The following is a 12,252-nucleotide window of genomic DNA, read 5'->3' on the forward strand; positions in this document are numbered from 1 at the left end:
AATCTCCGACCCAAGGACCGATCATGGGTGGAATAGGAGGACATCATGCAGGACATGGCCACCGAAACCTTCATCGGCAACATGCGCGGCCCGGTTATCAGGCGAATGGATGCCGATTATGACGCTGTGCGGAGCCTCTACAACGGGATGATCGATAAGTGTCCCGTGATGATTGCGCGCTGCGCCGACGTCGCCGACGTCGTGGCAGCAGTCAATTTCGCAATGGAGAACGAACTCCAGGTAGCGATCCGCGGAGGCGGGCACAATGGGCCAGGCCTCAGCAGTATCGAGGACGGGCTGATGATCGACATGTCAATGATGAAAGGCGTGCGGGTCGATCCCACCGCGCGCACTGTCCGCGTCGGTCCCGGCTGCACGCAAGGCGATGTTGACCACGCCACGCATATCTACGGGCTCGCCGTGCCGGCCGGAATTGTGTCGACCACCGGGATCGCCGGGCTGACGCTCGGCGGCGGCACCGGATATCTCACCCGCAAGCATGGCCTCACCATCGACAATCTCCTCGAGGCGGATGTCGTACTCGCCGACGGTCGCATCGTCACGGCCAACGGGTCGGAGAACGCTGACCTTTACTGGGGCCTGCGGGGCGGCGGCGGAAATTTCGGCATTGTGACGAGCTTCCTGTTCCAGGCTCATCCGGTGCACAGGGTCTATGCCGGTCCGATCTTCTGGGATCTCGAAAATGCCCGGAGCGTTCTGCGGAAATACAGGGATTTCCTGCCTAGCGCTCCCGAGGAACTTGGGGCCTTCGTCGGCTTGAAGACCGTTCCACCGGTGGACCCATTCCCGGCGGAGCATCAGGGCAAGCGCGCCTGTGCCATCATTGGCTGCTACAATGGTCCGACAGAAGATGGCCAGGCAGTCATGGCCAGGTTGCTCGGTGAGCTGCCCCCGCCGCTCTTCAACTGGATGGGCGAAATGCCCTATCCGGCGCTCCAATCCATGTTCGACCCGTTCTTCCCGAAAGGCTTGCAATGGTACTGGCGCGGCGATTTCGTGAAAGAGCTGACCGACGAAGCAATTGACGCGCATATCGAGCAGGCCCGGAATGCACCGAGCGCGCTTTCGCTCATGCATCTTTATCCGATCGATGGCGCCGTCCATCGCGTTGGCAAGAACGACACCGCCTGGAATACGCGCGAAGCGAACTGGTCAATGGTCATCGCCGGCATCGATCCCAACCCGCAAAAAGCGGGCGAGATCACGCGCTGGACCAAGGGCTATTGGGAGGCCGTGCATCCTTACTCGGCCGAAGGCGGCTATGTGAATTTCATGATGGAGGATGGGGACGAGAGCAGACTCAGAGCCACTTACGGCGACAACTACGACCGGCTCGCGGCCCTGAAAGCGAAGTACGACCCGACGAACTTCTTCCACATGAACCAGAACATCAGACCGCTGCACTCGTAAGCCAACACGTCTGCCGCACGGTTCGGTCGCGCCCAGAACCTCATGTCGGAGCGCTCTTCCGTCCAGGGAACGACGGGAACGCCTCGGTGTCGGTCTTCGGCGGACAAGGTCGCGGAATTTGGAACGACGAAGGGAGTTGACGGTGGCCCCCGGGAGGCGTCGGGCAACACACCCGGGTCAAGCCCTCGTCACGAAAATATTTCACTTTTCCGAATTTCGGATTTATGGCATACAGCACGCATCCCGGCCCTGCCAAAGGGGCGTTCGCGACCGTCACGAGACGCGGGCTGGGTGGCGGTGGACGCGGCAGCGCCGGCGCGGATCAGCGGGATGACGGGGCGGGCAACCGTGAGTCGTCACGCTGGCGCGGTACGACACGGCGCCGTAACAGCGGTCTCGTTGATGCCGGGGGCGAGCACACGCAAGCCTCCAGGCATTCAGGCGGGACCGTCCGCGGACGGAGAAGTCGTGTGGTCCTGACGCCCGGGGTCTGTGCGTCAAGTCCTGCGGTGATGTGGCGGCCCGACCGGGCGCGCGCATCAGTCATCTGCAAGACGACGGGGGCAATAGTGCATCGCTCCCCGGGGAGAGCACGAAGGACACCGTTAAAACCATCCGCGCAGGGAAGGCCGGGCGTTCGGCCAACCCGTGGTCCACCCCGTGTGCACTCTTCGTGGCGCACGGACATGCGGGTGCCGCCGGCGCCCGGCCTTCCCTGCGCCCTTTGGCTTCCAAAGGGCGATGAGATCAAAGCAAGACTCGGGCGAAGCGCGCCGCGGGAGCGCAGAGCTATGCCCCTTCGGTCTCGGTGCGCAGGCCCGTGATCTTACCGACTGTCGCACTGCTTTTCGCGCGCGCCCCGGAATGTTAGATTGGCGCCATTGCTTTGAGGAATTTTTGATGCGCGCGAGGATTTTCAATCGCGTTTTGGGGCTGGCAGCGCTGGTTGCGGCTACGCTCGCCGCCGCAACGCATCCGGCATCTGCCGAGAAGCGCATCGCGCTCGTCATCGGCAACTCCGCCTACAAGAACATCACGCCGCTCGACAATCCGTCCAAGGACGCGAGCCTGATGGCCGAGACGCTCGGCGCACTTGGCTTCGCGCTGGTCGGCGGTCGCGCCCAGCTCGATCTCGACAAGGGCGCGATGGACATCGCGGTGCAGAGTTTTGGCCGCCAGGTGCAGGGCGCCGATGTCGCGCTGTTCTATTATGCCGGCCATGGCGTGCAGGTCTCGGGCTCCAACTATCTCGTGCCTGTCGGCGCCAATCCGACCCGCGAGGCCGACGTCGATTTCCAGATGACCGACGTCAATCTCGTGCTGCGGCAGATGCAGGGGTCGGGCACGCGCCTCAACCTCGTGATCTTGGACGCCTGCCGCAACAACCCGTTTGGCTCACGCGGCCTGCGATCATCCGATGGCGGCCTGGCGCAGATGCGCGCCCCCGAGGGCACGCTGATCTCCTACGCGACGCAGCCCGGCAACGTCGCCCAGGACGGCAGCGACGGACACAGCCCCTATACGAAGGCCCTCGCCACGACCATCCGGGTCGCGGGCCTCGACGTGTTCCAGACCTTCAACCAGGTCGGCCTCGCGGTGAAGCGTGCCACATCGGGCGCGCAGCAGCCCTGGGTGTCGTCCTCGCCGATCGACGGCACCTTCTATTTCGTGCCGCCGACGCAAGCCGCCCCGCCGGCCCAGGTCGCCGCGATGCAGCCCGATCCGCTGCCGGCGGAGCGCCTGCGCGCCGATCCCGACCGCGTTCCCTTACGCGATGCCGCGCTGCTCAGCGAATTGAGCGAGCGGCTCTACGAGCTCAATTTCGATCCTGATACGCCCGACGGCCTGGCGCGCGCGATCACAAAGCTCCAGCAGCGGATCTCCATGGCGCCGACGGGTGAAGCGACCGAAGGCCTGCTGCTGCGGATGCGCAAGATGGAGGATCTGAAGCCCTGGGGCTCGATCGTCTACGGACCCGACGACAACAAATGGGGGATGTCCTGGAATCACGCCTCGCGGCGCGCGACGGTGGCGGATGCGCGCGGCAATTGTGCCGGCACCAAATGCCCGATCGAGCTCTCGTTCTATGGCAGAAGCTGCGGCGCGTTCGCCATTTCCGACAAATCCTGGTCGCTGGTCCAGCGCGACAGCGTGCAGCGCGCGAAAGACGCCGCGCTTGACGAATGCGGCAAGGCTGGCAAAGCTTGCCGCATTATCGGGTCCGTCTGCGCCGACGGCTCCGGCCGCTGAATGCATTTTCGTTTGGATTGTTTGGTCATGCCCAATACCGTCACCGCTACGATTGCCCTCGCATTTCTCCTCACCGTCGCCTCATCGTCCGCCTTCGCGCAGTCCGGCAGCGCCGGCGGCTCGATCGGCAATGACGAGAAGTCGCTGTCCGGCTCGCGCCAGGATCGTTCTTCAGAGCGCTCGGCCGAGCCCGCTCCGTCCGCGCGCCGGAGCAAGCCGGCGGCCGAGGAGCCGCGCGCGTCGCGGCGAAGCAGTGGCGGCGGTGGAGGTGGCGGCGGCTTTGACGGCGCCTGGATGGTCACCAGCATCGGCTGCGGCGGCACCACGTCCGGCGCGGTCGTCGTCTCCTCGGGCAAGGTCATCGGCCAAGGCGTCACCGGTACCGTCAGCCCGAACGGCGCAGTCAGAACGGTCGGTCAAGGCGAGGGCGTGACCTTCACAGGCGCCGGCCGTCTCGGGGGCCGCAGCGGTTCCGGAACCTGGCGCCGCTCCGATGGCTGCGGCGGAACCTGGAGTTCGGCGAAACAGTAACGACGTGAAAAGGCCCGATTTCGCCGCGGAACCAACGCGCCGCGGGCCCGATTCAAGCCACATCCTCTCCGGATTTGCGGCTCATTGCCACCCAAGTCTTTGATGACAAAGGGGTGGTTAAGAGTTGCGTCATGCGTAACCGGGAGACCAGGATGGGCAACCGCACCGCAAAGTTCATATCCGCGCTCGTCGGCAGCATCATTGCCGGCGCGCCATTGGCCGCCGTATCGCAGAACGCGCAGACCGCACCGAGCACGGCCAACGCGGCCACCGACTGCCTCGCCTCGCCGAAGGGCGCCGCGCCGCAGGGGCAGCACTGGTACTATCGCGTCGAACGCGGGACCAAGCGGCAATGCTGGTATCTGCGCGCCGCCGGCGACAAGGACAGCGCGAAGTCCGTGCAGAGCGCGCAGGCCACGAGCGATACGCCGACGGCACAGGCGCCGGCGCAGCAGCCGCAGCAACAGCACCCGGTGCAGGATGCGCGCGCCGAATATCTGACAGCGCGGAGCGGTGTCGCCCCCCAAACACCAAACGCAGTTGCGCAGGCCGCAGCCGCGACACCGGCGCAACCATCTGCGGACCAGACCGCTGACAGCAACGCGCAACAACCCGCCGCACCCTGGCCCGATGTCTCCACGGCGTCCGCGCCGCCTGCGCCGCAGCCGACGCCTGTCGCGGCAGCAGCGCAGCCGAGCGCGAAGCCGTCAAAATCCCCTGCCCCGCCGGCGCTCGCCGCGGCAGACAGCAGCGCCGACAAACCGGCCGGCTCGGTTCAGATGCTGATGCTCGTGATCGGCGGTGCGCTGGCGCTCGCCGGTATCCTCGCCAGCCTCATCTACCGCTTCGCCGGCGCGCGCGCGCGCGTCCGCGTCCAGTCCGCCGAGCGTCACGGCTATTGGAACGATTGGGAGACGCAGAACCAGCACGCAAGCCGCGCGCCCTGGCGCGATGCAACACCGGCCGTTGCGCCGCGCGCGCAGCCTGCGCATCCGATCGACTTCGATGCCACACGTCCGCAAGCGGCAAAACAAGTGACAAAACTTGCCGCGATTGGCCGCGAGATCGATCTGATCGACGCGCGCAAGCGGCGCGCTGCGGTCCCTGCCGCAGAACCCGACGAGATCAAGCCGGCCGAGGTCGAGATCAAGTTGTTCGATCGAGCTGCTGCGCCCAAGCTAGTCACCAACGAGATTGGCGAGGATCGCGATGAGGCGCCGGCAGGCCGCGACCAGGATGCGGTCGACGTGGATGTCATCACGACCATGCTGGAACAGCTGGCGAAGGAAGGGCCGCGCCTGTCGCGGCCTAACCTTGAAGCTGACCTTGCAAAGTTCGCACGAAGCCTACGAGGCCAATCCGCCGCTCGCGCTTGAGGCGTTCGGCCTTCAGGATCGACTGTACCTCGGCGAAGGCCTGGTCGACGTCGTGGTTGATAACGATGTAGTCGTACTCGGCCCAGTGGCTCATCTCGTGGCTGGCGCGGCTCATCCGCTTGCGGATCACCGCGTCGGAATCCTGCGCGCGCGAGTGCAGGCGCTTTTCGAGATCGGCCGCCGAGGGCGGCAGGATGAAGACGCTGACGACGTCGGCGCGCGCCTTTTCGCGTAGCTGCTGCGTGCCCTGCCAGTCGATGTCGAACAGCACGTCCTGCCCCGCCGAGAGCGCCGCCTCGACCGGGCCGCGCGGCGTGCCGTAACTATTGTCGAACACCGTCGCCCATTCCAGAAGCTCGCCGGCCTTCACCATCGCTTCGAACGTCGGCTTGTCGACGAACGAATAATCCTTGCCGTTGACCTCGCCCGGCCGCATCTCGCGCGTGGTCGCCGAGACCGACATTTTCAAGCCGGGCATTCGCTCGATCAGGAGACGCGACAGCGTCGTCTTGCCCGCGCCCGAGGGCGAAGACAAAACGAACATCAATCCGCGGCGCTCGACACCGTCAGTTCCGTGACCGCCCGTCGTCATCGATCACTCCAGATTTTGGACCTGCTCGCGGAACTGCTCGACCACATTCTTCATGGCGAGTCCCGTATTGGTGAGCTCGATGTCGTTCGACTTCGAGCAGCAGGTATTGACCTCGCGGTGAAACTCCTGCGCCAGGAAATCGAGCTTGCGGCCGATCGGACCGCCCTTGCCGATCAGCTCGCGCGCCTGCGTGATATGCGAGGCGATGCGGTCGAGCTCCTCGCGGATGTCGGCCTTGGTTGCGATCAGGATTGCCTCCTGCATCAGGCGATCGGCATCGAAACGATCGGAGGTGTCGAGCAGGCTAGCGATCTGCTCAGTGAGCTTCGCCTTGATCGCCTCCGGTTTGCGGCCAGGCGCAGCCTCGGCTTTCTTTGCCAATTGCTCGATCTCGTCGACCCGTTGGGTCAGGATCTGCCCCAGCGAGGTGCCCTCGCGCTTGCGCATCTCGACGAGATCGGCGAGCGCCTTGTCGAACGCCTCCACTGCGGCGGCGCGCGCGGCCTTGTCCTCTTCCTCGTCGCCCTCGGGCTCGGCGACCTCGACGACGCCCTTGATGGCGAGCAGGCCATCGATGCTCGGCGCGACCGCGTCGACCTTGCCGGAGATCAGTGCGGCCGCCTTCAGCACGGCGTTGAGCACGTCCTCGTTGACGCGGACCGTGGCGGCGGCGTTGGTGCGCTTGACGTTGAGATTGGCGTAGACGGTGCCGCGCGCGAGCAGCTCGCCGGCGCGCTTCTTGGCGTGGGCCTCGAGCTCGTCGAACCCCTGCGGCAGCCGCACCCTGAGGTCAAAGCCCTTGGCATTGACCGACTTCAATTCCCATTCGAACGTGTACGGCCCGCTCGCGCCGTGGCTTCGGGCAAAGCCGGTCATGGACGACAGCGCCATCGGTTGAAATTCTCCAGAAACACGGGATTCGCGAGGCCATCAAGCCACGCGAATCTTAAGACTATTTTGCCGGAAAGTGGAATCCGCAATGTCCGCGGGCAGCTCTGCCGCCAGCCTAGCGCTGGACCACCGGCGGCGAGGACTGCACCGCGCCCTGCCGGGCCGGTGCGGGACCAGCCGGCCGTGATGGTTGCTTTTTCTGCTGGTTGGGCCGCGCCGGCGTGGTCGCGGTCGGCGGATCGGTGGCGGCCGGCGCAGCAGCAGCCGGCGGCTGCGCGTCCTCGGCCGGCTCGACCGTGTCGTTCTGGATCTGCTTCTCCATCGCGCGGAGTTTGGCGACGTTCTTCTGATGCGCGTCGTAGGTCTCGGTGAAGGCGTGCCCGCCGGTGCCGTCCGCGACGAAATAGAGATCGCGGGTGCGGGCCGGGTTGGCGGCGGCCTCGAGCGAGGCGCGGCCCGGATTCGAGATCGGCCCCGGCGGCAGGCCTTCGATCACATAGGTGTTGTAAGGCGATGGCTGCGTGATCTCACTGCGCTTGATCGGGCGGCCCAGCGTGCCCTTGCCGCCGACGAGGCCATAGATGATCGTGGGATCGGACTGCAGCTTGATCCTCTGCTTCAGGCGGTTGACGAACACGGCAGCGACGCGGCTGCGCTCGTCCGGCTTGCCGGTCTCCTTTTCGACGATGGACGCCAGCGTCACCAGCTGCTCCGGCGTCTTCACCGGAATGTCCTGGCTACGGCGCTCCCAGATCTCGGCCAGCACGCGCTTGTGCGCCTGCTGCATGCGCTGGATCACCTGCTCGCGTGTGGTGCCGCGCGGGAACTTGTAGGTCTCCGGCAACAACGTGCCCTCGCGCGGCAGCTCGCGCACGCTGCCGGTGAAGATGTCGTTGTCGGACAGCCGCGCCACGATCTGCTCGGAGGTCAGGCCTTCCGGGATCGTCACGGCATGCTGCACCACCTTGCCCTCGACGATGGTGGCGATGACGTCGCGCAAGGAGGCGTTCTTCTGGAACGAATACTCACCGGGCTTGAGGTCCGAACTCGCCTTCAGCGCGGCGACGCTGGCGATGAACACCCACGGATTGATGTCGGTGACGCCTTCCCGGTTCAACGTCTCGGCGATGTCGCGCTTGCCCGCGCGCTGCGGGATGTTGACGATCTTATCTTCCCTAAGCGGCCCGGGTGCTTCCAACACCTGCCGCCCGCAATAATAGACCCCGCCGGCGCCGAGCATGGCAATCAACACCAGGGTGATGATGGCGTTGCCGACCACCACGAAGGGATTGCGCGCGCGTTCCGATCGCTTCGGCGGCGGCGGGACCTGCTCGGGCTCGAGCGCTGCCCGCGGACTCCGCGGCGAAATGGGCGGCCTTTCACTCATCGAAGCAACCTGAATCCTGCCGGTTCAATCGCGGCCTGACAATCACCTTGCCGAGCCAAATGCACGCGCCCACTTCTATGACTATCGCCGAATACGGCAAAACGGTGGATTCGTCTCAACGCAAACTAACTGGCCAAGCGCCGGACGATCACCGACGCATTGGTGCCGCCAAAACCAAAAGAGTTCGACAATGCGACGTTGACCTCACGCTTCTTCGCCTTGTGCGGCACGAGATCAATCGCGGTCTCGACCGACGGATTGTCGAGGTTAATGGTGGGCGGCACGACATTATCGCGAATCGCGAGAATGGCGAAGATCGCCTCGATCGCACCGGCCGCGCCGAGGAGATGACCGGTCGACGACTTGGTCGAGGACATCGCGACCTTGGAGGCGGCATTGCCCAACAGGCGCTCCACCGCACCAAGCTCGATCTCGTCGCCGAGCGGTGTCGAGGTGCCGTGCGCATTGATGTAGTCGAGATCGGATGCCGCGAGACCGGCACGCTTGAGGGCTGCCGACATGCTACGGAAGCCGCCATCGCCATCGGGCGACGGTGAGGTGATGTGATAAGCATCGCCGGAGAGGCCGTAGCCGATCACCTCGGCGTAGATCTTCGCGCCACGGCGCCTGGCGTGCTCGAACTCCTCGAGCACCAGGACGCCGGCGCCCTCGCCCATCACGAAGCCGTCGCGGTCCTTGTCATAGGGACGCGAAGCCTTCTCGGGCGTCTCGTTGAAACCAGTCGATAGCGCGCGCGCGGCATTGAAGCCGGCAATGCCGATGCGGCAGATCGGCGATTCCGCGCCGCCGGCCACCATGACGTCGGCGTCGCCGAGCGCGATCAGGCGGGCGGCATCGCCGACCGCATGCGCGCCGGTCGAGCAGGCCGTGACCACCGAATGGTTCGGTCCCTTCAGCCCGTGCGCGATCGAGACATAGCCGGAGGCGAGATTGATCAGGCGTCCCGGAATGAAGAACGGCGACACTCGGCGCGGTCCGCGCTCCTTGAGCAGGATCGCCGTATCGGCAATGCCGTTGAGGCCGCCGATACCGGACCCGATCATGGTGCCGGTCGCACACTTGTCCTCTTCAGTCTCGGGATGCCAGTTGGCATCGTCGAGCGCCTGGCCGGCTGCGGCCATGCCGAAGATGATGAAGTCGTCGACCTTGCGCTGGTCTTTCGGCTCCATCCACTTGTCGGGATTGAACGTGTCGTTCGAACCGTCGCCGCGCACGACCGTGCAGGCGATCTTGGTCTGGAGATCGGAGACGTCGAAGCTCGCGATCCTGCGCGCACCGCTCTCGCCGTTGAGGATGCGTTTCCAGGTCGGTTCGACGCCACAGCCGAGTGGCGAGACCATGCCAAGACCCGTGACGACAACCCGCCTCATATCCGAAAACTCCGCATCGAAAGATTCACGGCCAATAACAAGAAACCGGCTGGCCGCTGCGAAGCGGCCCGTCCGGTTTCAATGTTGTCCCCGCGAAAATGAAGAGCCTTAGCTCTTCGCGTTCTTCTCGAGAAACTTCGTGGCATCGCCGACGGTGAGAATCGTTTCCGCAGCGTCGTCCGGAATCTCGCAACCGAATTCCTCTTCGAACGCCATCACCAGCTCGACGGTGTCCAGACTGTCGGCGCCGAGGTCATCGATGAAGCTCGCGTTGTCGACAACCTTCTCGGGTTCAACACCAAGGTGTTCGACCACGATCTTCTTAACCCGCTCGCCAATGTCACTCATTGCTTAACCTCGTGTTGTTCCCTGTAGACCCGACCCCCCGGGACGATACGAGCCGTCGTGGTCGTGTTACTTGCCTTCGCTTACGAACTTTGATTTGGCCCCATCCTAACCGATACAGGGCCCGGCGAACGACGGCCAAGGCTCCGCATCGCCAATATACAGGGTTTCAAAAACCTGCAATGGCGTTCTTTGCCCATCCGTTGAAGGTCCGGTTATCATACTTCAATTGCCTTGACTACAAGCCTCATTTCGCTCCGGAAACGGCCGTTTGCCGCATCCCGCGCCGCCCATGTGGGCAGTGCGGAATGAGGGCTTAGATCATAGCCATGCCGCCGTTGACGTGGATGGTCTGGCCGGTGACGTAGGCTGCTTCGTTCGAACTCAGGTACACGGCGGCCGCCGCGATGTCCTCGGGCGTGCCCAGACGGGCAGCCGGAACCTTGGTCAGAATCGTTTCGCGCTGCTTGTCGTTGAGCGCATCCGTCATCGGCGTCTTGATGAAGCCTGGCGCGATGCAATTGGCGGTCACGCCGCGCTTGGCGTATTCGGCACCGAGCGTCTTGATCATGCCGATCAGGCCCGCCTTCGAGGCGGTGTAATTGCCCTGTCCGGGATTGCCGGTGACGCCGACCACCGAGGTGATGGCGATGATGCGGCCGAAGCGCTTGCGCATCATCAGCTTGGTGGCGGCGCGTGCCAGGCGGAAGGTCGCGGTCAGATTGACGTTGATGACTTCCTCCCAATCCTCGTCACGGAGTTGCACGAAGAGATTGTCGCGGGTGATGCCGGCATTGGCGATGAGGATGTCGACCTGTCCCATCGCGGCTTCCGCAGCGGGCACCAGCGCTTCGACCTCATCGGCCTTGGAGAGATTGCAGGGCAACACAAAGGCGCGCTCGCCGAGCTTGCCGGCAAGCTCATCCAGCACTTCCTTGCGCGTTCCGGAAATCGCAACGGTAGCGCCCTGCGCGTGCAGCGCCAGCGCGATCGCGCCGCCGATGCCGCCAGTCGCGCCGGTGACGAGCGCCTTCCTGCCAGTCAGATCAAACATCGATAACTCCCTCAACCCTGCTTCGCGGCGGCCAAGGCGTCCTTAGCGGCGGCAATGTCGTTGGGACCGCCGACAGCAACGCCGACGGCACCGTCCGCAATGCGCTTGACGAGACCGGTCAGCACCTTGCCGGCGCCGATCTCGAAGAAGCGGGTGACGCCCTGCCCTGCCATATAGGCAACCGACTCGCGCCAGCGCACCGTGCCGGTGACCTGCTCAACCAGGCGGCGGCGGATCTCATCGGGGTCGCTAATGGCGCTCGCCAGCACGTTCGACACTAGAGGCGCGGCCGGCGCCTTGATCGTGACCTTCGAGAGCGCCTCCGCCATGGCGTCGGCGGCCGGCTGCATCAGCTTGCAATGGAACGGCGCGGATACAGGCAGCAGCATCGCGCGCTTGGCGCCCTTGGATTTGGCGATCTCGACGGCGCGATCGACCGCTGCCTTGTCGCCGGAGACCACCACCTGCCCGCCGCCATTGTCGTTAGCGGCCTGGCAGACCTGCCCCTGCGCCGCCTCTTGGGCGACCTCCATGGCGGCCTCGTAATCGAGGCCCAGCAGCGCGGCCATCGCACCGGCGCCGACCGGGACGGCTTTTTGCATTGCGAGACCGCGGGTGCGAAGCAGCCGTGCGGTATCGGAGATGGTCAGGCTGCCGGCCGCAGCCAGCGCCGAATATTCACCAAGCGAGTGGCCGGCGACGAAGGCCGCGTCCCGCCCGACCGAAAAACCGGCTTCGCTCTCCAGCACGCGCAGGGTGGCGACCGAGACCGCCATCAGCGCCGGCTGGGCGTTTTCGGTGAGCTGGAGGGTCTCGGCCGGACCATCCCATATGGTCGCCGTCAATTTCTCCCCGAGCGCGGCATCGACCTCGTCGAACACGGCGCGCGCCACCGGAAAGGCGTCGGCCAGGGCCTTGCCCATGCCAACCGCCTGGGACCCCTGCCCCGGAAATGTGAATGCTGCCGTCATCGGCGCTCCCTGCTTGTCGGGCTTGATCCTCAC

General features: G+C 65.0%; 11 protein-coding genes. 4 read left to right on the plus strand and 7 right to left on the minus strand.

Annotation, left to right across the window (positions count from 1 at the left end; translation table 11 throughout):
* Positions 1-45: 45 nt before the first annotated feature.
* From ACNJX8_RS23760 to ACNJX8_RS23775, 4 genes are all read left to right on the plus strand, one after another.
* Complete coding sequence (locus tag ACNJX8_RS23760; protein ID WP_439356940.1) at positions 46-1,431, plus strand: FAD-binding oxidoreductase; 1,386 nt, start codon at positions 46-48, stop codon at positions 1,429-1,431.
* A 900-nt stretch (positions 1,432-2,331) separates the two neighbouring features.
* Positions 2,332-3,681, plus strand: a complete 1,350-nt coding sequence (locus tag ACNJX8_RS23765; RefSeq protein ID WP_439356941.1) for a caspase family protein — start codon at positions 2,332-2,334, stop codon at positions 3,679-3,681.
* 27 nt (positions 3,682-3,708) lie between these two features.
* Positions 3,709-4,212, plus strand: coding sequence for a hypothetical protein (locus ACNJX8_RS23770; protein ID WP_439356943.1), 504 nt, complete (start codon positions 3,709-3,711; stop codon positions 4,210-4,212).
* Between the two features lie 152 nt (positions 4,213-4,364).
* Positions 4,365-5,588 (plus strand): hypothetical protein, encoded by a 1,224-nt coding sequence (locus ACNJX8_RS23775; protein WP_439356945.1) that lies wholly within the window; start codon positions 4,365-4,367, stop codon positions 5,586-5,588.
* Here ACNJX8_RS23775 and gmk read toward each other — a convergent pair.
* From gmk to fabD, 7 genes are all read right to left on the minus strand, one after another.
* A complete protein-coding gene (gene gmk, locus ACNJX8_RS23780) occupies positions 5,521-6,180 on the minus strand; it encodes a guanylate kinase (RefSeq protein ID WP_091895057.1) in 660 nt (219 codons plus the stop codon). The two genes, ACNJX8_RS23775 and gmk, sit on opposite strands and share 68 nt — an antisense overlap.
* Positions 6,181-6,183: 3 nt before the next feature.
* Positions 6,184-7,071, minus strand: coding sequence for a YicC/YloC family endoribonuclease (locus tag ACNJX8_RS23785; protein ID WP_128941851.1), 888 nt, complete (start codon positions 7,069-7,071; stop codon positions 6,184-6,186).
* A 115-nt stretch (positions 7,072-7,186) separates the two neighbouring features.
* Positions 7,187-8,458 (minus strand): endolytic transglycosylase MltG, encoded by a 1,272-nt coding sequence (gene mltG / locus ACNJX8_RS23790; protein WP_439356947.1) that lies wholly within the window; start codon positions 8,456-8,458, stop codon positions 7,187-7,189.
* 125 nt (positions 8,459-8,583) lie between these two features.
* Complete coding sequence (fabF, locus tag ACNJX8_RS23795; protein WP_439356948.1) at positions 8,584-9,849, minus strand: beta-ketoacyl-ACP synthase II; 1,266 nt, start codon at positions 9,847-9,849, stop codon at positions 8,584-8,586.
* A gap of 108 nt (positions 9,850-9,957) precedes the next feature.
* Positions 9,958-10,197, minus strand: a complete 240-nt coding sequence (locus ACNJX8_RS23800) for an acyl carrier protein (RefSeq protein WP_008551805.1) — start codon at positions 10,195-10,197, stop codon at positions 9,958-9,960.
* A 313-nt stretch (positions 10,198-10,510) separates the two neighbouring features.
* Entirely contained in the window at positions 10,511-11,248 is a 738-nt protein-coding gene (gene fabG / locus ACNJX8_RS23805) for a 3-oxoacyl-[acyl-carrier-protein] reductase (protein ID WP_091895051.1), read from the minus strand.
* Between the two features lie 11 nt (positions 11,249-11,259).
* Positions 11,260-12,219: an ACP S-malonyltransferase gene (gene fabD / locus ACNJX8_RS23810; protein ID WP_128934274.1), complete on the minus strand. Its 960-nt coding sequence runs from the start codon at positions 12,217-12,219 to the stop codon at positions 11,260-11,262.
* Positions 12,220-12,252: the final 33 nt, after the last annotated feature.

This window comes from Bradyrhizobium sp. SPXBL-04, from assembly GCF_051853035.1.
GTDB lineage: Bacteria > Pseudomonadota > Alphaproteobacteria > Rhizobiales > Xanthobacteraceae > Bradyrhizobium > Bradyrhizobium zhanjiangense.